Origin of the sequence: Spirillospora sp. NPDC052269, assembly GCF_040679435.1 — a bacterium.
In the GTDB taxonomy this organism is placed as follows: domain Bacteria; phylum Actinomycetota; class Actinomycetes; order Streptosporangiales; family Streptosporangiaceae; genus Spirillospora.
The window spans coordinates 347741-369738 of record NZ_JBFAUU010000004.1; the positions used below are offsets into that span (position 1 = coordinate 347741).

Sequence of the window (21998 nt, forward strand, 5' to 3'; positions counted from 1 at the left end):
TGCCAACACGAGCGCCGACATCGGAACCGACGCGGCTGCCGGCGCGAGTACAAAGGCAGTGTGCGAGTGCGGGCGGAGCCTGCCGGTGCGAAACCGAGCCGGGTCCGGGTGTCGAGAGACTGACGCGGGTGCCGGTGCAGGTGCTGGTATGTAACTCGGCGGCGCGAAACTAGTGGGACGGCAGGCGGACGGCGGCGCGTCCGCCTGCCGGGTCCTTCCCGAGGACGCGACCCGCCGCTGGCGACTGTGCCGCCCGCAAGACGGAGCCCTGCTGATGCGGGTGCCGGAGTGCGCGGATGTGAGCGTGGGTGGCGATCGGGCCTCGCGAGGGTCTGCACACCTGCGGCCAGACCTGAGCCACTGCCTGCAGCAGTCGAAGAAACACTGCACTGGCGCGTGTAGGCCTAGGGCGTGTCTCAAAGCCACCTGCCCTACTGCGCGACGCCCAGGCACGGGCGCCGACTTTGAGACACGCCCTAGGCCAAAGGAGGAGCTTCCTGGCCGGGCACAGCCTTCAGCGCCGACAAGGGCACCTTCGACCGAAGGCTCCCGGCGACCGGGCTACTTGTGACGTCGGCCGCGTCCGGAGCGGCGTCCCTTGGGCTTGTTCTCCGAGGACGGGGCATCCGTCGTGGACGCGTCGGGCTCTTCGGAAACGCCTTCGACGGCCGAAGCCACGCTGAAGATGTCCCGCTGCTTCAGCGGACGCGTTCCGGACTCCGCAGCGCCCTCAACAGAAGCACCCGCGTCTGGCGTCCCCTGGTCCTGCGCGTCCTGGGGCGAAACACCTGCGGCCGAGGTGCGTGGCGCCGGAACACCCGCGGCCGGGACGTCCGCGGCCGGGGTGCGCGGTGCCGCCGCGTCACCGAATCGGCCACTGGTCGAGCCGGTCGGTGCGTCGACCGCCGCAGCCCCGAAGGTCCCGGCTTCGGCGCCGATCGGCAGACCAGCGGATGAGTCGTCAGCCTGCTTTGCAGCGGAGTCGCCGGACATCGGGTCGACGGCCGGGGCACCTGCGCGCTTGTCCGCGATGCGAACGTCGACACCGCCACGACGCTTGCCGAGCCGAGCCGGACGGCGAGACGACCGACGCGGACCGGAGTTCGCAGCAGCCCCCTGAACAACACTCGGCGTCCCGGTCGTCCCCTTCGACGCACTCGAAGCGCCGTCAGCGGAACTTGCACCCGGGAGCGCCTTGAGGGCAGCGGTGCTTCCAGGCTGCGCAACACCCGTGTCAGCCGCACCCGCATCGGCCCCACCTGCGACGCCGCCGACGCCGCCGACGCCCATCGTGCCCTCGCCCGACGACGCGGCGGACGCGCCAGGCCCAGGCGGAGTGAGGACGGTGGTCTTCGCCATCGCTTCCGCCTGCGCGATGTGCTGCTTGGCGTTGCGGACACGACTACGCGCCGAGCCACTGCGCGCCAGGCGGGCGGCCATGCCCTTCTCGCTCACTCCCGCCTGGACGGTGCGCAGGCGGCGCGTCCAAGTGCCGAGGTGGGCGGCGGCGACGAGCAGCACGAGCGCGATGCCGATGCTGCGGCCCCACTGGAGCTGAGTGGAGGCGGCGGCGTTCTCCGCCTTCGGAGATTGGCTGGACGCGACCTGCGGCGTCGGGTAGGTGAACCCCGAGGTCGCGTCGGACGGCTGGACGGACGGCAGCGTGACCGGCGACTGGTTGTTGAACGGCGTGAGCGGCGTGTTCCTGTTGGTTCCGTTGTCTCCCGACGGAGGCACGGTGGTACCAGGCGGGACGCTCGTGTTCGGCCCGTTCCCACCGCCACCGACGGACACGGTCGCCAGCGAGGCCGGGGACGCGACCGATCCCCCCAGCCCGGTCGACCGACGCGCTTGGACCTGAACCGACACCGACCCGCTCGCCGAGCCGACCGGAATCGACGCCGAGCAGCTGGAACCGGAGCACAGGCTTCCGACGCTGCCGCTCTTCGAGCCTCCGCCGGGCGCCTTCACGGTGTAACCCGTCAGGTCGTCCTCGAGCCCGAGGTTCCAGTTGACCTTGATCCTGTTGCCGGAGACCGACGCGGACACGCCGCTCGGCGGGGACGGAGCGATCCGGACCGTGAACGTGCTGGACGCGTAGACGTGTCCGGTCGTGCTGCCCTTGATGTAGACGGTGTAGCGGCCGTTGCGGTCGAGCGAGAGCGGCGCGGAGAGCGAGTGGTCCATGACACCGCCGGACGTCAGGAAGGTGTCTCCCGACCCCGGGGTCTTGGCCCGCAGTTGCATCTGGAACGCGAAGTCGTACGTCGCGCGGACGGTCACCTGGGAGCCGCTGGTGATGACGCTGCCGTTCTGCGGCGCGGTGATCCCGTTGGACGCCCCGGCGGGCATCATGCCGATCACGGGGAAGGCCATCGCAAGGGGCGTCGCGAGAGCGATCACGCCGATCCTGCGAATCCTCGTCACAGCCACATACCTCCAACAGCACCCGACCGGACCCGCACCGTCCGCGCAGCCGAGCCCGTCTGGGGAGTGTCCGGCCTCGGGAGGGGCGAGGGGCCGTAGCAGCCACCGTTTCACGCGATAACTCTGGGCTTACGGCAGCGTAACGTACTACTTGGTAGCGAAAGTCACGGAAGAGTGACAAAGCCACACGACTTTGGCCGCCACCGGCCCCTGTCGCCCTTCCGGCTCCCTATTGACATCCGGTTCAAGAGTCGAGACCGGTCAGGGTACGCCGTCGCGTCCGACAGGACCAGCCCTGGCCCGCGCCACCACCCGAACCTCACGCATCCCGAACGGCAGCCGCACCACGCCGTCCACCGAGACCTCCACGATCCTCCCACGCACCACACACGACGCGACCCGTCCGCCGGAATCGGCCGCCACCTCCCGCGCCACCCGGCACGCCGCCCCCTCCCCTTCACTCACACGCCCGGCCCCCGCCAACGCCCCGAGATCCGCCGCAGCCTCCACCCGATGCCGAGCACCCCGCACACCCCCCACCACCATCGCCGCCACCCCCACACTCCAAATCACCCCCAGAAACGCCAACACCCAAACCGTCCCCGCCCCGCGATCCACCCCTCCCCCACGCCCCCTCACCGCCACACCACCCCGCTCCACAACCCCACCCCCCAAACCCGCCCCTCTCCACGCACCCCTCCAGCGCCCCTCCATGCACTCCGCCCCCTCGCCATGCACTCCGCCCCTCTCCATGCACTCCTCCGCCCCCTCTCCATGCACCCTCCAGCGCCTCTCCATGCACTTCTCCGGCGCCCCTCCACGCGCCCTCACACCGCGCCCTCCCCTGCCCCCCTCACACCGCGCTCTCCCCTGCCCTCCTCACGCCGCACCCTCCCCTGCAGCTCTTCACCCAGGCACACAAGGCATCGCAGCGCACAGGCCCGCGGCACACGCGCCCCACCGCCCACGACACGCCCCCGATGGCCCATGCCGACGCCCGACGCCCCACCTCCCACGGCCTACGGTCTACGGCCCGCGCCCCGCGCTCGACGGCCCACGCCCACACCTCACGCCCCACGGAACCACGGCCCATGCCGACGCCCCACGCCCCACGGCCCATGCCGACGCCCCACGCCCCACGGCCCACGGCCCACGCTCCACGGCCCACGGCCCACGGCCCACGGCCCATGCCGACGCCCCACGCCCCACGGCCCACGGCCACGGCCACTGCTCCCAGCCCACGGCCTACCCATGGCCCACCGCCCATGGCCCACCGCCCATGGCCCACCGCCCAGGGGCCGCACCCCATGGCCCATGGCCCATGGCCCACGGGCCACGGGCCACGGGCCACGGGCCACGGTGTGGCACCACTCCACGCCACTCCGTGGAGCACTGCTCGGGGAGGGCACGGGACATCAGGGCGCCAGTAGCGGTGCAGGCGGGCTGAACGCCGCCTCCCGAAGGCGCCTGCGGCGCTGACGGTGACGGTGGGAGCGAGGTCGTGCAGCGAGTTGGGGGATCTCGGTGTCGGTGTTGGTCGTGATCCAGAGGGGTTAGCGGACGTGGATCGTCGCGGGCATGGCTACGGCCAAGGAACACAGCCTGGGAAGCATCCAGCTAGCCCTCCGGTCCGGCCTGTGCGCCTGGCTCGGTCTCGGCTTCGGCATGCCCTTGGACGTCGAGGGGCGGCAGGGCAGCCAGTGCTGGTGGACGCACGGCCGTCGAAACCGTCACCTGGACGCGGTCGGCGTCACGCCGCACGGAGACCGTCGCCCCTCGAGGGGCCGAACGAGTCACGAGGGACCGAACGGCGTCGAGGGACTCGCCGCGCGCCGCGGCACGGGCTCCGGCGCGAGCCGCGTCCACACACGACATGTGGATGGACGCGGCCGCCACCGCCCAGAGCGCGAGCACCGTGACGAAGACCAGCGCGGGCAGGGCAACCGCGATCTCCGCAGTGGCCATGCCGCGATCACACCGCCGCCGCATGTTCACCCGGCAGTCTGCAGGGCTCTTTGGATGATCCCTAAGAGGGCTTTCTGCACTTCAGAGCTGGTCACGATCTTGTACAACAGGCCCCCGAAGGCAGCGGCGGCGATCGTGCCGACCGCGTACTCGGCCGTGGACATGCCCGCGTCACCGGCGACACGGCGACAACGTCGGACCATCCGAGCGATGCTCGTCATCTTGCTCTCCTCTCGGTCGGGCGCCTCTCACGCCCTGTGACCAGCCTGCTCCACGGGAACCCCCATCCCAAGCCGACCACCGAACTGTGGATAACTCCGCCCAACCCCGTAGACCAGGTCACAAACTCGCTGGTCAAGGCGAAATCAACACCCGCACCACTGGACGCGTTGCATCTCCTCAACCAGCGCCGCACGTCCAGAAGCAGAGCCATCCCGAGACATAAGCCGCGACACTCCGGCCGCGCGGAGAGCACTTGCGCACTCCGGAGAAATCACGGTGCCGGAAGGGGCCCTCGAGCTCGCGTGAGAATTGCAGCCAAGTTCTCACCATGGGAGCGACATCGACGAAGCGATTCCAACAATGGCCGGGACGATCCCCAGCAACACGAAGGCCGGAAGAAAGCACAAGCCCAACGGCATCAGCGCGCGAATACCCGCTGAGCGCGCCCGCTCGGCGGCCACCGTTCTCGCCGTCCGCCGCTGCTCCTGAGCGAGGCGTTCCAACGAGAGCGACAACGCCGTCCCACTGCGCGACGCGCGAACTGCGGCGCGTGCCAGCGGCGCCAGCACCGGTTGCCGTTCGCCCAGGTCGAGCCAGGCACGCACCGGGTCGGCCCCCAGGCGAATCTGGACCGAGACGGCGCCCAGCTCCTCGCCCAGGGGACCGCCGATCGTGGACGCGACGGCCTCGACCGATTCGTCCCACGGCATCCCACCCCTGAGGCAGGCGGCCAGCAGGTCGACCGTCACCGGAAGCTCACGAACGATCCGACTCCGCCGTTCCCGGTCGTCGGCCTTCCCCATGTTCACCGACCACCTGGTGAGGGCTACCGCCACGATCGCTCCAACGACCCACCCACCCGACCCACCGATCACCCACGCTGTGACCAGCGCAGGTGCCAGCGCTGCCGCACCCCGAAGCGCCCACTCCCGCTCCGTCCCCGCGCCAGTCGACGATGAGCCGTTCCGCCCCAGGCCAACGCCGGTACTCAGCCTGCGGAGGCCGCGACCCCTCCAACCCCCGTCCGTCCCGCGGACGCCCATCCGCGCTGGCATTGCCCGACCGTCCAAGCCTCCTCCCGAACGTTGAGGAAGGGCATCGACGCCAGCACCGCGGTACCCACCTTGAGCAGCGAGAACACGGGATGCCATGGGAGTGAAGTCGCGATGAGCGCCATCGCCACCCGGCCCCCTGAACTTCACAGCTCCGCGTCGCGCCTCCAACGGGGGAGCTGCGCTTCGGCCAGGTCTTCGCCGCCACAGCCTGCCCCACAGGTTCTTCCAGCCTGCAGCGCGCCCGCTCTCGTCCTGCTCCGCCTGCCGGCCTGCTCCGTTGGACGAGCGAACGGAAGCAAGCCGTCGAGCAGCCGACCGAGAAGGCTTCGAGGCCACGAACGCGCAGATGGCGAAGCAGAGAGCGGCTGTCCACAGCATGTGTACTCCTGAGCGATGTAGTCGTTGACTCGAGGTAGGTCACGCACAACCAGATGGGACACCCGCATGCGGTGGTCCGAGAGGCCGCTGCCTCAGCGGCGACACCTTCACGCATCCCGGAGTCCAGAAGAGTCCGAAGTGGAACCCCCGAAGCCGTGGCCTGGACTGAGCCAGAGACCTCCACCAGGCAAGAACCTGAGCAAGGCGAGGCATGCCGGACCAGGGGCGACGACCTTGCCGACCCACCACGGACGTCCGAGGCGCTACTGGACGCGTTCCTAGCCATGGGCAGACGGACTTCGGCGAGCGTTCCAGCACAATCCGGGCCAGTGGCGTCACAACCAGCCAGACACGCAGCCCAGCACGACGCCTGGCAAAGCGCGCGGCCCACCCATGACACCCCGCACCCCCGCAGCCCGCGCCCCGCACACCTTGCGCCGAGCGCCACTCCCCCGCGCACAGCGTGTTGCGCAGAACGCCCCGCGCGGCGTGGCTCAGGCGATGTCCCTGAGTGGCGTCCCTGACGCCGCGCTCCATGCAGGACGTGCCGCCCACAAGGCGTACTGCGCGGCATACCTCAGCCAGCGGGCCCCGCACGCCGATGCCCCGTGCTGCTCGCCCTCTACGACTCCGTCTACCGGGACTCGGTCATCGTCCCTGCCCTGCCCTGCCCTGCCCCACCCCGTGCCCAACGCACGCGCCCATGCCTTGTGCCCACCCCCCGGACCCCGGGCACCGTGCCCTGCGCACTGCGCCGCGGGCGCTGGCCACGCCCCATGCCCAGGGCGCGGTATCACCGCATGCTGTGGCCTGCACGACGTGCCCCGCATACCTGTGGGCCCGCACGACCTGCCCCGCACAACGTGCCCCGCACGACCTTCCCCGCACAACGTGGCCTGCACGACGTGGCCTGCACGACCTGGGCCTGCACGACCTGGCCCGGGCGCCACGCGACGTGCCCACATGGCGTGCCCACATGGCGTGCCCACATGGCGTGCCCAGCGCAGGGCATCGTGTTGCACACGAGGCCCTGCGCGGCACACCTCAGGCAGTGCCCCCTTGAACGCTGTCCCTGGACGGCGCCCCGTGCGTACTGCGCGCCATGCTCAGGCGGTGGGCCCAGATACCGCGCCCACAGAGGCCGCATTCCGTGGCGGTGTGCTGCGCCAACGCCGAACAGTGCGCGATCACCGCCGGAAGCCGGGCAAGTCAGGTCTCCGGTATTGCACCGGGCCAGACAGCACGCCATGCCCATGCCTAGGAGTCTGGCCGTCCGCAGTACACAGATGTCTCGGGCTGTTCGTGGCCGCCAGCATCTGGACAGGGCCGCGCCGTCAGCATCCACGTGCCTGTCCTGGGCACACCCCACTGCATGCCTCAGGCGGCACGCCCCGAAACCCCGCGAACCAGACGGAGTGCCTCGGGAGAGCGTGCTACGCACGCATACTCCGGATGGCGTGCCCGGACGGCGCATCCGGACACCCGCATCCGGACGCCTCATCCGAGTGCCGCATCCGGACACCGTGCCCAGGCGGCGCGCACGGACGGCGCGCACGGACAGGGCGCACGGACAGGGCGCACGGACGGGGCGCTCGGCACCGCATTCAGCCGCTGCATCCGGACACCGCATCCGAGTGCCTCACCTGGGTGGCGTGCACAGGTTCGCGCCCAGGTGACGCGCCCGAAGCCCGCCCGAAGCCCGCCCGGGGCAGCGTGCTCGGACGGCGTGCTCGGACGGCGTGCTCGGACGGCGTGCTTGGACGGCGTGCTTGGACACCGCATTCGGGTGCCTCACCCAGGTGGCGTGCGTAGGTTCGCGCCCAGGTGACGCGTCCAGAGCCCGTCCGAGTGGCGTGGACCGGTGGTGTTCTTCGCATGGTGTGTTCGGGGATGTTCTGGCGCGACGTCTTGGGTGCGTGCCTTGGCAGGTCGTGCTGCCATGGTCTGGTGTCGGAGCTCTGGGGTGGCATCCCGGCATGGTTCCGCGGGCCAGCGTCGAGGGTGCGCCTTGCGCGGGGCATGTCGACGGCATGGGCGGGGGTGGTCGTGGCCGCCTGGGGTCGGTCGAGATTCGTTCTCGCCGGATGGGCGCGGTGTGCGATGTGTCGACTTCGTCCGGGCCTGCTTGGTTGTCGCTGCGCAGGTGAAGCCCTGTGGGCGGAAAGGGTCGCCCGAGGGTGTCTGGACGGCGGGTGGGAGCGGAGCGAGGTGGGCGGTGCCGTGGTCGGTGGTGCATGGGGGCTCCGGTTGGAAGGCGGGTCGGTGGTCAGGGGTGGATGGCGGCTTTGGTGGCCAAGTGGTGGGTCCACCAGAGGCCGATGGCGTCCAAGGCCAGGGCGGTGGTCAGGCAGGCCAGGCCAGGCAGGGTCGTGAGGAGGAAGGGGAGGGGGTTGGTGCCCAGGGCCGTGGCCATGGCCAGGCCCAGGACGGGAAGGACGGCCAGGAGGCGGGCTGTGGCTCTGGGGGCGGCCAGGTGGACGGATATCTCCTGGCGTTGGGATTCCTCGTCGCGGAGGGCGGCGGCCAGGCCGTCCAGGACGGTGGCCAGGGTGCCGCCTCGTTCGGCGCCCAGGCGCCAGGTCGCGGCGAGGAGTCTCAGGGACTCCGCCCCTGGTCGGGTGGCCGCGAGGTGCTCCAGGTGCCTGATGGGGTCGTGTCGGGGCGGGGCGCGTAAGGCCCTGGCCATGGAAGAGCTCAGGACGGAGGCCGTGGTGGAGAAGGCCTCCTCAGGCGTGCTGCCCGTGGTGAGTTCGGCGGCCATGCCTTCGCAGAGTTCGATCACCGTGGCCCGCCACCGGGCAGGGGCCCGGCGTTTGTCGAGCAAGGACGTGCGCGTGGCGGCGGCCCGCCCGAGCAGGGTCGTGACCAGGGTGGACGTGGCGGGCGATGGCAGGGCTCGTCGCAGGCGGACGGCCGCCCGGGACGGGGCGTAGAACAGCCACGCGGCCAGGGCTGCGCAGATCATGGCGGCGGTCACCATGGCAGCGGCCAGTGCGGGTGGAGGAGGCGGGACAGGGCAGGAGCCGCCTGGGCGGGCTCCAGCGCGCCGGACGAGGTGAAGGACACCGCGGGAGCAGCCGTGACCAGGCCGTCGGCGGCGCGATCCAGCAGGCAGATCTCGGCCACCTGGCGTTTGCCGGTGCCCGGGACCCTGACCAGGTGGACGACCACGTCCAGGGCGGCGGCCAGTTGGCTGTGGACGGCCTCGCGGCTCAGGCCCGCGGCGCAGGCCAGGGCTTCGAGGCGGGCGGGGACGTCGGTCGCGGCGTTCGCGTGCAGGGTGCCGCAGCCGCCATCGTGGCCGGTGTTCAGGGCGCCCAGCAGGTCGACGACCTCTGCGCCTCGGACCTCACCCACGACCAGACGGTCCGGACGCATGCGCAGGGCCTGCCGGACAAGCTGGTGCAGTGTCACGCCACCCGCGCCCTCGACGTTCGGCGGTCGCGTCTCCAGCCGGACGACATGGGGATGGTCGGGACTCAGTTCGGCCGAATCCTCGACCAGCAACAGGCGCTCGGACTGGTCGGCCAAGCCCAGTAGGCAGCTCAGCAGCGTCGTCTTGCCCGTGCCGGTGCCGCCGCTGATCAGGAACGCCGCACGGGCTTTGACCAGGGCGGCCAAGAGCGCCGCCCCTGCGGGCGGGACGGTCTCGGTCGCGACCAGCTCGTCCAGGGTGAAGGCGCGGCGCCGAGGGAGGCGCAGGGACAGGCACGTGCCGTTCGGGGCGACCGGCGGCAGGACGGCGTGGAGCCGCACCCCGCCCGGCAGGCGGGCGTCGGCATACGGGGACGCGTCGTCCAGACGGCGGCCCGCAGCGGCGGTGAGGCGTTGGGCGAGGCGGCGCAGTGTGGCCTCGTCGGCGAAGCGGGTGCCCGTTCGGACCAGCCCGGAACCGGCGTCGACCCACACCTCGTCAGGGCCGTTGACCAGCACATCGGTGACCTCCGGCAGGCGCAGCAGCGGCTCCAGGGGGCCGGCGCCGACGAACTCGGCGCGTAACTCGTCGGCCAGGACCAGCACCTCGCGGTCGCCGAGCAGGCGCTCTTCCGCGCGCAGGGCTGCCGCCACCCGGCCGGCCGTGGGTTCGACACCGCCTTCGGCGAGCCTGCCGCGCACGGCCTCGGAGAACTTGGCGTTCATCATGCTCACTCCTCGGCGAAGGCCGACGTCAGGCGGCCTTCGAGGGGGCGGCCGGGGCAGGGGACTGCGCGTCGAGCAGGTGGTCGCAGAGGTCGCGCAGAGGACCTCGCCGGGCTATTCGGGACACGCCGCCCTGTTCGAGGGCCGGCGGGACGCGGCGGTCGCGGTCGAGGGTGCCGACGCTGGGCAGGTCGAGATGCCGGGCCACCGCCTCCGGACGGAGGCCGCCGGACGGACGGGCGCCGACGATGAGGCGGACGTCGGCGGTCTCGCGGCGCAGGAAGCCAGCCAGGACGTCGGCGGCCACCGTCGCACGGACCTCGGCCGGGACGATCAGGTAGCAGGTGTGCGCGGCGCGCAGCGCGGGACGGCCGATGTCGCCCAGGTAGCGGGGCACGTCGACGATGGTCAGGTCGAAGCCGCGGGACGCCGAGTCGAGCAGGGAGCGCACCGCCTCGGGGGTCACCGCCACGGGCGCGGTCTTGCCCCACGACAGAACCGACAGGTCGCCCGTGCTCGGGAGCGAGTCGCGGAGGGTGGCGACGCTGATCCGGCCCTGCCGCTGGGCGAGGTCGGGCCAGCGGGCGCCCTCGTGGCCCTCGAGTCCGAGGAGAAGGTCGGCGCCGCCGCCGAGCGGGTCGCCGTCCACGAGGAGGGTGCGCAGGCCGTCCCGCGCGGAGCAGTGGGCCAGGACCGCGGCCAGGACGCTCGCGCCCGCGCCGCCCCGCGAGCCGGTGACGCAGACGATGAGGCCGCGGGCGTCGGCGGGCTCGGCCGCGGCGGCCATCGCGTCGGTCAGCCAGGGCTCGTCGTCCGGCAAAAGGGCGACGTCACCGGCCCCGACGCCGAGGGCGAGGCGGTAGACGTCGGCGCCCTCGCCGGGGCGGGCGACCAGCACGACGCCGGAGCGGCGGTGCGGCCCGGCGGCGGCCAGGCCGTCCGCAACGTCGGCGCCGACGAGCACGAGCGGGGCCTGGTACCAGCCCGCCCGGGCGTCGCCCACGGAGCCTGCGACCTCGGCGGGCGCGTCGGCCGCGGCGGCGAGGCGCAGCAGGTCGTCGGCGGTGGCCGGGTCCTCGGTGACGATCAGCGCGGCGGTCATCGCGCTCTCCTCTCGCATCGGTGGAGTTCCACGATGCGCCGCGCACCACGCCACTCGGAAGCGCACTCCCGAACTGTGGATAACTTCCGTTCAGCCGGGAGGAACAACAGGTCAATCGCGTGTTGAGGAGAGTTGTGAAGGCCCGGGTGGGGTTCCGGGGGGCGGTGACCGCCACCCGGGCCGTTCACGAAGGGCGACCCCCGCCGGGGGGGAGGGCGGGGGTCGCCGAACGGTCCGGCTCCGGGGGGGTAGAGCCGGCCCGTTATCCCAGAAAAGTCTCGGGCAGATCGCACTAAGTGGTACACCAGTTTGATCTACGGGAGTAGCAATCTCGCCATCTACAGTCTAGGCAGATACAACATATGCTGCCCGATCGTCGAGAGTTCCGTCGAGCGGGAAAGTCCCTCTGCGAGGACGAATTTTTCTAGCCTGGTTGGGAAGACCGTACTCCCGCGCGCATGGGGCCTTCACTCGCCCCCCGCCGGGCCGGGCGTAGAGCCGGACAGGCCCGCGCGAGTCCGCCCGCAGGGGCGCGCGCGAACACGAGCGGGCACGAGTGGACAAAAAGAGAAATGATCACTCTGTGTAATCGGAATCGGCGTTCGCGAAGCGTCAGAGAATGGCGCGTTCCAAGCCGGCCGAAGCGTCCGAGCCGCCACAACGCCCCCCTCCGGCCGCTCCCCCGCCCCTCGCGAGAGGGACTCCACAGGAACGTTTCCTTTACCGATTGAGGGCTTGTCACCTCGATAAATGAGGCGTAGACAGGTTCTACGGACCAGGTGTCCGCGCACGGCAGCCGGGTACCCACGCGCGACTAGCCGCGGGAGGCGCGTCGAGTCGGGCTTGACCCGCTCAGACGGATATCAGTTGCACGCTTGGTAACCCGGTGTGACGTGACCAGGGCGGCGCCCCGCCGAGCGCGGGGTGCCGTTCATTTGCTCCCCCACCCCGACCACCTTCACAGGTTCTCGTCCGGGCCTCTCCCGGTCAGCCGCGGAGGTAGGCCTCGCAGATGGCCTGGGAGTCGCGCGCGGCGGCGACCGTGGCGTCGGCGCAGTGCCGGATCCACTGGACCACGCCCTCGGACGTGCCGGACGCGTAGGCGCGCAGGGCGTCCGGGTACTCGGCCACGAGTTCGAGGTGGCCGACCTCGGGCGCGGTCAGGGACTTGGGGTCGAGGCCACGCGCGACGAACGTGAGCCGCTGCGCCGCGCGCGCGATCACGCCGTCCGCGACGCCGAACGGGCGGATCGTCAGCAGCTCACCGTGCACCAGAGCGGCGATGACCAGGGCCGGAGCCTTGCTCGGACGGACCAGGAGGTCGCACAGCGCGTCCAGGCGCCGGGCCATTTCGACAGGGGACGGCGGGGCCCCCAGCCCCAGGGGATCGGAGATCTCGACCTCGCCGGTGCGCGGACGCCCGAGAGCCGACTCGTCCAGCAGATCGGCGGTGGCCAGGACGTGCAGGCGCGCGAGCACCTGACGCGGCGCCTTGCGCCATGTCTCAGCCAGGGAGCCCAGCTCGGCGCTGACGCGCAGCGAGCCCTGGACGATGGGCGCGGCATGCCCCTCGGCCGCGGAACGCAGCTCGTCCAGCGTGACGGACGCGCCTTCCAGTTCCGCGGACGCGCGAGCCCCGCGCAGGGCGGACTCGGTGGAGACCTCCGCACTGCGCCGCCTCAGGATGCGGTGGCCCAGCAGGCGGTCCACCGCCTTGCGGGCGTCGGCGACGGCCTCCTCCACTCCGGGCAGGTCCGCGACGTTGGCAAAGGCATCGACATCGGTCACGCGCCCGACCTTATGCGGTCACCGCGGCGGCCCCGTCCGCCGCCCTCCGCCCACGCTCCGACCGCCTCCGGCACCGCGCGCCCCACACGCCCCCGAAGACCGAAATCGGAAAGTTTGTTTCAAGTAATCCAGAGCCCAACCCGACCACATCACCGCAGGTCAGTCCGGCACTTCAACTACCGTCCCCAGACATCGGATCATGCACGGATTCCCCAAGGCCGGACCTGGGAAGGGCACGTGTGGCTGGCATCACATAGCATCCAACCCGAAGCCGGGGAGCCCCTTTCGCCCCTTGCGCCCACAAAACCGGCAAGCCCTTGTCCGCACCGGACGATCGCTGATGGAGTGGGCCGTGGAAGGTGCGCCCCCCTCTTTGAACAGCGAGGAGTACGCGTGAGCGAGAGCCAAGAGACATTGTCGAACCTCCTGCAGGAGACGAGGCGCTTCCCCCCGCCGGCCGAGCTCGCGGAGTCCGCCAACGTCACCGCCGAGGCCTACGAGCGGGCCGCGGCCGACCGCCTGGGCTTCTGGGCCGAGCAGGCTGACCGGCTCGCCTGGTCGAAGCGCTGGGACGAGGTGCTCGACTGGAGCAATCCCCCGTTCGCCAAGTGGTTCGTGGGCGGCGAGCTCAACATCGCCTACAACTGCGTCGACCGCCATGTGGAGAACGGGAACGGCGCGCGTGTCGCCTACCACTGGGAAGGCGAGCCGGGCGACACCCGCACGCTCACCTACGCCGACCTCCAGAAGGAGGTCGCGAAGGCGGCGAACGCACTCCTCGAGCTCGGCGTCCGCAAGGGCGACCGTGTCGCCATCTACATGCCGATGATTCCCGAGCTGCCGATCTCGATGCTCGCGTGCGCGCGCATCGGGGCAACCCACTCGGTCGTCTTCGGCGGGTTCAGTGCGGACGCCCTGCGCACCCGCATCGACGACGCCGCCGCCAAGCTCGTCATCACCGCGGACGGCGGATACCGGCGCGGCAAAGCGTCCGCCCTCAAGCCGACCGTGGACGAGGCCGTCCAGAGCACTCCGTCCGTGGAGAAGGTCCTGGTCGTCCGCCGCACCGGCGAGCCGGTGGCCGAGCATGACCGGGACGTCTGGTGGCACGACGTCGTGGACCGCCAGGCGGACGAGCACACGGCCGAGCCGCACGACTCCGAGCACCCGCTGTACATCCTCTACACGTCCGGGACGACGGGTAAGCCCAAGGGCATCCTGCACACGACCGGCGGCTACCTGACGCAGGTCGCCTACACGCACCACGCGGTCTTCGACCTGAAGCCAGAGACCGACGTGTACTGGTGCTCGGCCGACATCGGCTGGGTGACCGGGCACTCCTACATCGTGTACGGGCCGCTCGCCAACGGCGCGACGTCCGTCATGTACGAGGGCACCCCGGACACGCCGCACCGGGGCCGCTGGTGGGAGATCATCCAGAAGTACAAGGTCTCGATCTTCTACACCGCGCCCACCGCGATCCGGACGTTCATGAAGTGGGGCGACGACATCCCCGCGCAGTACGACCTGTCCTCGCTGCGCGTGATCGGGTCGGTCGGCGAGCCGATCAACCCCGAGGCCTACGTCTGGTACCGCGAGCACATCGGCGCGAACCGCTGCCCGGTCGTGGACACCTGGTGGCAGACCGAGACCGGCGCGATCATGATCAGCCCGCTGCCGGGCGTGACGGCGGGCAAGCCGGGCGCGGCGATGCGCCCGCTGCCGGGCATCGCCGCGGACGTCGTGGACGACCAGGCGCGGCCGGTGCCGAACGGCGGCGGCGGGTTCCTGACGCTGCAGGAGCCCTGGCCGTCCATGCTGCGGACGATCTGGGGCGACGACGACCGGTACGTCAAGACGTACTGGTCGCGCTTCGACGGCCTGTACTTCGCCGGCGACGGCGCGAAGAAGGACGAGGACGGCGACCTCTGGCTGCTCGGCCGGGTGGACGACGTGATGCTGGTGTCCGGCCACAACATCTCCACCACGGAGGTCGAGTCGGCGCTGGTGGCGCACCCGAAGGTCGCCGAGGCCGCCGTGGTCGGCGCGACCGACCCGGTCACCGGGCAGGCGATCGTCGCGTTCGTCATCCCCCGCGGCTCGGCCGGCGACGACGTCGACGGCGACGAGTTCGCGAAGGAGCTGCGGAACCACGTCGCGCACACGCTCGGCCCGATCGCCAAGCCGCGCCAGATCATGATCGTCCCGGAGCTGCCGAAGACCCGCTCCGGCAAGATCATGCGCCGCCTGCTGCGGGACGTCGCGGAGAACCGGAGCGTCGGCGACGTCACCACGCTCGCCGACAGCACCGTGATGAACCTCATCGCCGAGAAGCTCCCCAGCGCCAAGTCCGAGGACTGAGGGCGGGCGCGAACGGCCGCCAAGAGGGCGTAAAGGCCGATAGCGCGCTCCTCAGGCGCACACGAGGAACGGGCGCCGACACCATGTCGGCGCCCGTTTCGCGTGGTCAGAGGAGGGCACAAGGGACATAGGCGACGATCATGCCGGTACGCTCGAGACCAGGTGTGCCGGGAAGTCTGGTCGGCGAGGGGACGAATCCGTCTCGTGCGTGCACGAGGTCGGCCACGTCCCCTGACGACGCTTCGCCTGCCACTCGGGGGATTGCTTTGACGCGCGCACGAGACAGCCGAGCTGTGCGGCCCACCGTCCGGTACGCCAAGAACGTGACCGAGGCGCTGCGCACGGAGACCGTGGGCGGCGTCATCATGCTCCTGGCGACCGTCGCCGCGCTGATCTGGGCCAACACGCCCTGGTCCGCGGCGTACAAGAGCCTCCAGGACTTCGAGCTGAGCCCGGCCTGGCTCGGCCTGCACCACATGGACCTGTCGCACTGGGCGTCCAGCGGACTGCTCGCGGTGTTCTTCTTCATCGCCGGGATCGAACTGCGCGAGGAGCTCACGCACGGCGCGCTGCGCGACCCCCGGAACGCCGCGCTGCCCGTGATCGCCGCCGCCACGGGCGTCGCCGTGCCCGCGCTGATCTTCCTGGCGATCACCGCCGGGACCGGGGACGGGATGCGCGGCTGGGCCGTCCCGACCGCGACCGACATCGCCTTCGCGCTGGCCGTGCTCGCGGTGACGTTCTCCGACTGCCCCGGCCCGCTGCGCGCGTTCCTGCTGACGCTCGCCATCGTGGACGACCTGATCGCCATCACGATCATCGCGCTCTTCTACACCTCGGGCCTCGCGCCGGCGCCGCTGCTGGCGGGCGTCGCGCTCGTCGCGGTGTACGGGGTGCTCCAGGCCAGGGGCGTCCGGACGCCGTGGGTGTACGTCCCGCTGGCGCTCCTCGGGTGGTACTTCGTGCAGCGCAGCGGCATCCACGCGACCGTCGAGGCCGTCGCGCTCGGCATGCTGACGTCCACCAAGCAGACGCCGGACGAGCGGCCCACCAACGCCGAGCGGACCACGCACGTCCTGCGGCCGGTCTCGGCGGGGCTGTGCGTCCCGCTGTTCGCGTTCCTCAGCGCGGGTGTGGCGCTCAGCGGCGGGGCGCTCGCCGCGGTGTTCCAGGACCGGGTGGCGATCGGCGTGATCGTCGGGCTGGTCGTGGGCAAGTTCGTCGGCGTCCTCGGCGGCGCGTGGGCGGCCGTCCGGCTCGGACTGGCCTCGCTCGGCGCCGGGCTGCACTGGCGGGAGCTCGCGGGGGTGGCGGCGCTGGCCGGAGTGGGCTTCACCGTTTCACTGTTGATCGGCGGTTTGGCCTACCCCGACCCGGCACAATTCGAGAGAGTGACGACAGCGGTCCTGATCGCGAGCCTCATCGCGTCGGTGACCGCGTCCGCGGTCTTCCGGCATCGGGTGCGGCAGCGTGCCCGCTCGGTGAAGGCGGGCTGATGTCCACCGGCGTTTCGGACGGCACGGGCCGCCGGCGCGAACGGCCCGTGCGGACGGGCCGGTTGGCCGAGGCGGCGGACGAGCTGCCAGGCTGGGTTCGGCCCTGGTGACCGGGGTCCTGGAAGGAGAGAACGCTATGTCGGAGGCACTGCCGGGCGACCGCGTGGAGGACAAGTCCCTCGGCGAGCTCGTCGCGATGGCGTCCAGCAACGTGTCCAGCCTGATCCGGGCCGAACTGGACCTGGCCAAGCTGGAGCTGAAGGACGACGCCAAGAAGGCCGCGCTGGGCAGCGGCATGTTCGCGATCGCCGGGCTGTGCGCCGGGCTCATCGTGATCCTGCTGTCGATCGCCGCCGCCTACGGGCTGGTCGCCGCCGGCGTCTGGCACTGGGCCGCGTTCCTCATCGTCGCGGGCGTCTACGCGCTGATCGCGGCCGCCCTGGTCGGACTCGGGTACCTGCGCATCCGCAAGATCCGCGGGGCGCAGCGGACGCGCGCGCAGCTGCGCGCCGACTTCGAGATGCTCCGCCACCGCGGCGACGGGGACGAGGACGCCGACACGGTCGAGGGCGGCACGCCCAGCCGGGCCCTGAAGGACTGAGCGGACGCCCACCATGGCCGCACCGGACGCCTCGCTGGTCGAGATCGACGGTCCCTGGACGCACCGCTCGGTGAGCGCGGGCGGCACCCGCTTCCATGTCGCGGAGGCGGGTGAGGGGCCGCTCGTGCTCCTGCTGCACGGGTTCCCCGAGTTCTGGTGGACCTGGCACAACCAGCTCGTTTCGCTGCCCGCCGCCGGGTTCCGCGCGGCGGCCGTCGACCTGCGCGGCTACGGCGCCAGCGACAAGCCGCCGCGCGGCTACGACCTGGTCACCCTCGCCGCGGACGCGGCGGGCCTCGTGCGCGCGCTCGGGGACGCCAACGCGATCGTGGTGGGCCACGACTGGGGCGGGCTGCTCGCGTGGACGATGGCGGCCTACCACCCCAAGGTCGTCCAGAGGCTGGTGACGGTCGGCGCGCCGCATCCGCTTCGGCTGCGCCAGGCGATCCGGGGGAATCCGAGCCGGCAGCTCTGGGCGACCCGGCACACGCTCGGTTTCCAGGTCCCCGTATGGCCGGAGCGTCGTCTCGTCCAGAACGACGCCGCTCTTGTGGGACGGCTCCTGCACGACTGGTCCGGTCCGGGCTGGCCGGACGAACGCACCGAGCGCCTCGTGCGCGACGCGATACGCATCCCCGGTGTCGCCCACTGCGCGCTGGAGTACCACCGTTGGCTCGTCCGCTCGCAGCCTCGTCCGGACGGCATCCGCTATGCGCGCCGCATGCGCGCGCCCATCCAGGTCCCGACGCTTCAGCTGCACGGTGCGCTCGACCGCTGCACTCTCCCCGCCAGTGCCCAGGGCTCCGGACGGTACGTCACCGCGCCCTACCGCTGGAAGCTCATCGAGGGCACCGGCCACTTCCCGCATGAGGAACGCCCCCGCGCGTTCGACTCCGAGCTCATCGGCTGGCTCAACGACCCCGAACCCGAACGCTGATCATGCCCGACCCCCAGCGGCCCGACCCCCAGCGGCCCGACCGGCCCGCCCCGGACACACAGGGTGAGCGGGATCGGGATGCCCGGGGACGGGCCCGCAACGCACGCCCCAGGGACGCCTACGGACGTCCGCTCCCTCACGGCGCGCCAGGCATCCCCACCACGCCGGACGATTTCGACCTGCCGCCGGACGAGGCCTTGGCAGAGGCTCAGCGGCTCCTGGACGCGGACCGCCCGTTCCACGCGCACGAGGTGCTGGAAGCGGTCTGGAAGGCGTCCCCGGAAAGCGAACGCGAGCTGTGGCGCGCCCTGGCGCAGGTGGCCGTCGGCATCACCCACCTACGCAGAGGCAACCCACGCGGCGCTCAAGCACTCCTGTCACGCGCCGCCGACCGCCTGGACGAGTACGGCAGCAACGCGGACGACACGCACGGCATCGACATTCCGAGGCTGACGTCGGCCGTCCGGGCCCTCGCAGAGGAACTTCCGCTCGACACCGTGGTCCGGCTACGGCTTCGCTAGCTGCTGCCGGGAGGGCGTCAGTCGGCGCAGCCTTCGGTCGAGACCGAGATGGTCGCGCCCTGGGCCGCGCGCGCGTCCGGCTCGACCTCGTTGGCGGTCAGGGCGTAGCCGGTCTGCGGCGAGTCGAGGGCGGCGGCGAAGATGACGCCGAAGACCTGCCCGCCGCTGGAGAGCAGCGGACCGCCGGAGTTGCCCTGCTCCACGTCACCGCGGATGGCGTAGATCTCGCGCGTGACCTGCGGCGAGTGGTAGATGTCCGGCGCCTTGGAGATCTGCCGGGCCCGGATGCGGGCGGCGAGCGCGGTGAACGACGGGCGGGTCTTCGGGTACCCGGCGATGATGGCGTCGTCTCGTACGTGCGCGGGTCCGGCGAACTTCAGCGGGGTCGCCTTCAGCCCCGGCACGTACAGGACGGCCACGTCGCGCTGCGGGTCGTACAGGACGACCCTGCCGCTGCGGTGCGTACCGTCCAGGGACTCGACCCGGGACGAGCCTCGCGCGCCCGCGACCACGTGCGCGTTCGTCATCACGCGCTCCGGCGCGAACACGAAACCGGTGCCCTCGATCTTGCGCTGGCAGTCCGGCGCGGTGCTGATGATCTTCATGATCGACTGCTTGGCCGCGCGCAGCGCGCCGGTGTTGAGGATCGCGTCGTCGGGCGGCGGGACCTTGGCGACCGACTCGCCGCCGAGGCCGTTGAACACCTGCGGGAACTCGCTGCTGGCGACGAATCCGCGGAAGGACGAGAACCAGGTCTGCGCCTCCTGCGGCATCACGTCGTTGACGCCGCTGATGATGGACGAGCCCTTGACCTGCGTCCGCACCGACTTGAACTCCGAGTTGGCGACCAGCGACCCGAAGAACCAGGCGACGATGAGCAGCGACAGCACCGAGACGACGCCGCCGCCCACGGCGTCCGCCGTACGCGCGTTGTTGTGCGTCACCCGGTTGCGCAGCACCGCCCCCAGCGAGGACGCCAGCAACTGCCCGAGGGTGGCCGCGAGGAACGCGATGACGATGGCGAGCAGCGCCTGCTGCGCGGCGCCGCTGACCGTGGCCTCGGCGATCGGCGGGGCGATCAGAACGCCCAGGACTCCGCCGCCGACAAAGCCGACGAAGCTCAGGAGGCTCACGATGAAGCCCTGCCGGTAGCCGGACACCGCGAACAGCAGTATCAGCACGAGCAGGATGAGGTCCAGAAGGTGGTCGCCCAGCACCGCTTCACCGTATAGCGACGACGGGGCTGCGCACGTCCCCTCGCTGTACCAGTTTCACCGGACGTGTGTAGTCATCCGGGGCGATGCACGCGCGCGCACGAGCGGTCACCGGACACCGTAGCGCCCGGTGTGTCGGGCGCGTGCGCGCCTCGGGTCAGCCCCGGCCCGAGAGGGAGAGACACTCGGGCGGGAGGTCCTCCACGTGACCGGTGTCCCATGGACGGTCCCAACCACCCGCCGTGAGGACGGCCGTGAGCAGGCCCGCCGTGAACCCCCACACCAGCATGCCGCCGACGCGGAACGCCGGGCCGAGCCGCAGCCCGGACGGATGCCGGACGGTCAGCCGGTTCGCCGGGTCGGTCAGCTCCGCGATCGGGACGCGCGCGACGGTCGCGACCTCGTCGGGATGCCCGGGCGCGACCTCGGACGGCTCGCGCCACCAGCCGGCCACCGGAGTGACCAGGTGCTCGCTGTGGGACAGGTACAGCTCGGGCAGCGTGACCAGCACGTCCACGCCCGCCGGGACGACCCCGGCCTCCTCCTGCGCCTCGCGCAGAGCCGCGGCGACCGGGCCGTCGTCCTCCGGGTCGATGCGGCCGCCGGGGAAGGCGGGCTGCCCGGCGTGCTTGTTCAGCGTCGCGGCGCGCTCGGTGAGCAGCACGTCGGGCCCGTGCGGGCCGTCGCCGAACAGGATCAGCACCGCAGCGCGCCGACCGCCCACCGCCGCCGACGGCATGCCCTCGGGCGCCGACATCAGGGGCGCCTCACGGACGAAGCGCTCCAGCCAGAGCGGAAACGAGGGGGAAGCGGCGTCGATCACATCTCTCCCAACCCGGAGGCGGGCCCGTTGCTTCCCGCCGTCCGACATTCGACCGTCCGAAAACCGGCGGCCGGGCCGCTCAAAACCGGTCACGACCGCCCGCACCCGCGGCAGATCCCCGGAAACCCGACACGGATTCCCCGGATCGGCCGCGCCTCACCCTGGCACGCCCGCCCCGCGCCGCGCACCCGATCGGCGCACCCGCGTCCGACCTCGGAAGTCGATGCCCGGAAGCACTGCCAAATCGCTTGGATTCGCGATAGAAACCCCGATGACCGGCTTGATCGTCTTGCGGCCGGGCACCGACCCGGCAGGAGATGACATGACCAACTGGCCGATCCTGGCGCAGTCCCACGACGCGCTGCGCGCCGCGGTGGCCGCCGTCGCCGACTGGGACGCCCCGACGCCCTGCGCGGACTGGACCGCCGCGCAGGTGCTCCAGCACGCGGCGGGCGACCAGATCGCGTTCGCGTCCTTCCTCACCGGCGGGCCCGGGCCGTCCTTCGACCCGTTCTCGCCGTCCGGGACCCTCGACGGCCCGGCCGGGGACCTCCTCGAACCGGCCCTCAAGCTCTCCGCCGAGGCGTGGGCGGACGTCGCCACCAGCTACGAGAAGGTCCGCGTTCCGGTCCCGCCGAACGACATGCCCGCCGGGCTCGGCGTCGGCACGTGCGCCCTCGACGCCGCCGTCCACGCCTGGGACCTCGCGAAGTCCGCCGGAGCGCCCTCGCCGCTGCCGACCACGCTCGCGCGCGACCTCCTGCCCGTCGCGCAGCAGATCGTCGAGCCGCTGCGCGCCTTCGGCGCCTACGCGCCCGCGCTGCCCGCCTCGTCCGGCGACGAGGTGGCGTCCCTCATGCGCTACCTGGGCCGCGACCCGCACTGGACGTCCTGAACCCGCTGCCCAGGCGGACGGCTCGGAGATCGCTTTTCAGCCGCCGCCCCTAGGCAGGAGTCCTTTCACGCGG

Annotated in this window: 17 protein-coding genes; 6 read left to right on the forward strand and 11 right to left on the reverse strand. The window is 71.6% G+C overall.

Annotated features, from left to right (window positions below):
* Positions 1–561: 561 nt before the first annotated feature.
* The 9 genes from AB0L06_RS10570 to AB0L06_RS10610 form a co-directional block, all read right to left on the reverse strand.
* Positions 562–2403, reverse strand: coding sequence for a hypothetical protein (locus tag AB0L06_RS10570; protein ID WP_500230699.1), 1842 nt, complete (start codon positions 2401–2403; stop codon positions 562–564).
* Between the two features lie 285 nt (positions 2404–2688).
* Positions 2689–3225: an Rv3654c family TadE-like protein gene (locus AB0L06_RS10575; protein WP_500230700.1), complete on the reverse strand. Its 537-nt coding sequence runs from the start codon at positions 3223–3225 to the stop codon at positions 2689–2691.
* 819 nt (positions 3226–4044) lie between these two features.
* Complete coding sequence (locus tag AB0L06_RS10580) at positions 4045–4392, reverse strand: TadE family type IV pilus minor pilin (protein WP_500230701.1); 348 nt, start codon at positions 4390–4392, stop codon at positions 4045–4047.
* Positions 4393–4418: 26 nt separating this feature from the next.
* Positions 4419–4613: a DUF4244 domain-containing protein gene (locus AB0L06_RS10585; protein ID WP_500230702.1), complete on the reverse strand. Its 195-nt coding sequence runs from the start codon at positions 4611–4613 to the stop codon at positions 4419–4421.
* Positions 4614–4937: 324 nt separating this feature from the next.
* Positions 4938–5417 (reverse strand): type II secretion system F family protein, encoded by a 480-nt coding sequence (locus tag AB0L06_RS10590; RefSeq protein WP_500230863.1) that lies wholly within the window; start codon positions 5415–5417, stop codon positions 4938–4940.
* 2896 nt (positions 5418–8313) lie between these two features.
* Positions 8314–9012: a type II secretion system F family protein gene (locus tag AB0L06_RS10595; RefSeq protein ID WP_500230703.1), complete on the reverse strand. Its 699-nt coding sequence runs from the start codon at positions 9010–9012 to the stop codon at positions 8314–8316.
* Between the two features lie 8 nt (positions 9013–9020).
* The gene (locus AB0L06_RS10600) at positions 9021–10190 is read right to left on the reverse strand and encodes a TadA family conjugal transfer-associated ATPase (RefSeq protein ID WP_500230704.1); all 1170 of its coding nucleotides are present in this window, start codon (positions 10188–10190) and stop codon (positions 9021–9023) included.
* A gap of 25 nt (positions 10191–10215) precedes the next feature.
* Entirely contained in the window at positions 10216–11289 is a 1074-nt protein-coding gene (ssd, locus tag AB0L06_RS10605) for a septum site-determining protein Ssd (protein ID WP_500230705.1), read from the reverse strand.
* A gap of 987 nt (positions 11290–12276) precedes the next feature.
* Positions 12277–13077: a Fic family protein gene (locus tag AB0L06_RS10610; protein ID WP_500230706.1), complete on the reverse strand. Its 801-nt coding sequence runs from the start codon at positions 13075–13077 to the stop codon at positions 12277–12279.
* A 393-nt stretch (positions 13078–13470) separates the two neighbouring features.
* On the opposite strand from AB0L06_RS10610, the gene acs reads away from it, so the two are divergent.
* The 5 genes from acs to AB0L06_RS10635 all read left to right on the forward strand — a co-directional run bounded on the left by acs (position 13471) and on the right by AB0L06_RS10635 (position 18993).
* Positions 13471–15438, forward strand: coding sequence for an acetate--CoA ligase (gene acs, locus AB0L06_RS10615; RefSeq protein WP_500230707.1), 1968 nt, complete (start codon positions 13471–13473; stop codon positions 15436–15438).
* 293 nt (positions 15439–15731) lie between these two features.
* Positions 15732–16934, forward strand: coding sequence for a Na+/H+ antiporter NhaA (gene nhaA, locus AB0L06_RS10620; protein WP_500230708.1), 1203 nt, complete (start codon positions 15732–15734; stop codon positions 16932–16934).
* A gap of 136 nt (positions 16935–17070) precedes the next feature.
* Positions 17071–17535 carry a phage holin family protein gene (locus AB0L06_RS10625; protein ID WP_500230709.1) on the forward strand — a complete coding sequence of 155 codons (465 nt, stop codon included), beginning with the start codon at positions 17071–17073 and terminating at the stop codon, positions 17533–17535.
* Positions 17536–17548: 13 nt separating this feature from the next.
* Positions 17549–18472, forward strand: a complete 924-nt coding sequence (locus AB0L06_RS10630) for an alpha/beta fold hydrolase (RefSeq protein WP_500230710.1) — start codon at positions 17549–17551, stop codon at positions 18470–18472.
* Positions 18473–18474: 2 nt separating this feature from the next.
* Positions 18475–18993 (forward strand): DUF309 domain-containing protein, encoded by a 519-nt coding sequence (locus AB0L06_RS10635; RefSeq protein WP_500230711.1) that lies wholly within the window; start codon positions 18475–18477, stop codon positions 18991–18993.
* Positions 18994–19010: 17 nt separating this feature from the next.
* Here the strand turns inward: AB0L06_RS10635 and AB0L06_RS10640 are convergent, their stop codons facing one another.
* Both AB0L06_RS10640 and AB0L06_RS10645 read right to left on the reverse strand, forming a co-directional pair.
* Positions 19011–20210, reverse strand: a complete 1200-nt coding sequence (locus AB0L06_RS10640) for a MarP family serine protease (RefSeq protein WP_500230712.1) — start codon at positions 20208–20210, stop codon at positions 19011–19013.
* Between the two features lie 154 nt (positions 20211–20364).
* Positions 20365–20964 carry an NUDIX hydrolase gene (locus AB0L06_RS10645; protein WP_500230864.1) on the reverse strand — a complete coding sequence of 200 codons (600 nt, stop codon included), beginning with the start codon at positions 20962–20964 and terminating at the stop codon, positions 20365–20367.
* A 388-nt stretch (positions 20965–21352) separates the two neighbouring features.
* On the opposite strand from AB0L06_RS10645, the gene AB0L06_RS10650 reads away from it, so the two are divergent.
* A complete protein-coding gene (locus AB0L06_RS10650) occupies positions 21353–21925 on the forward strand; it encodes a TIGR03086 family metal-binding protein (protein ID WP_500230713.1) in 573 nt (190 codons plus the stop codon).
* Positions 21926–21998 lie beyond the last annotated feature (73 nt).

Bases quoted from the DNA above. Each gene is read 5' to 3' on its own strand.
- AB0L06_RS10630 (WP_500230710.1), top strand. From the start codon at position 17,549: ATGGCCGCACCGGACGCCTCGCTGGTCGAGATCGACGGTCCCTGGACG.
- AB0L06_RS10635 (WP_500230711.1), top strand. From the start codon at position 18,475: ATGCCCGACCCCCAGCGGCCCGACCCCCAGCGGCCCGACCGGCCCGCC.
- AB0L06_RS10580 (WP_500230701.1), bottom strand. From the start codon at position 4,392: ATGGCCACTGCGGAGATCGCGGTTGCCCTGCCCGCGCTGGTCTTCGTC.
- AB0L06_RS10590 (WP_500230863.1), bottom strand. From the start codon at position 5,417: ATGGGGAAGGCCGACGACCGGGAACGGCGGAGTCGGATCGTTCGTGAG.
- AB0L06_RS10650 (WP_500230713.1), top strand. From the start codon at position 21,353: ATGACCAACTGGCCGATCCTGGCGCAGTCCCACGACGCGCTGCGCGCC.
- AB0L06_RS10600 (WP_500230704.1), bottom strand. From the start codon at position 10,190: ATGATGAACGCCAAGTTCTCCGAGGCCGTGCGCGGCAGGCTCGCCGAA.
- AB0L06_RS10595 (WP_500230703.1), bottom strand. From the start codon at position 9,012: ATGATCTGCGCAGCCCTGGCCGCGTGGCTGTTCTACGCCCCGTCCCGG.
- AB0L06_RS10575 (WP_500230700.1), bottom strand. From the start codon at position 3,225: ATGGAGAGGCGCTGGAGGGTGCATGGAGAGGGGGCGGAGGAGTGCATG.
- AB0L06_RS10645 (WP_500230864.1), bottom strand. From the start codon at position 20,964: ATGTCGGCGCCCGAGGGCATGCCGTCGGCGGCGGTGGGCGGTCGGCGC.
- AB0L06_RS10625 (WP_500230709.1), top strand. From the start codon at position 17,071: ATGTCGGAGGCACTGCCGGGCGACCGCGTGGAGGACAAGTCCCTCGGC.
- AB0L06_RS10585 (WP_500230702.1), bottom strand. From the start codon at position 4,613: ATGACGAGCATCGCTCGGATGGTCCGACGTTGTCGCCGTGTCGCCGGT.
- ssd (WP_500230705.1), bottom strand. From the start codon at position 11,289: ATGACCGCCGCGCTGATCGTCACCGAGGACCCGGCCACCGCCGACGAC.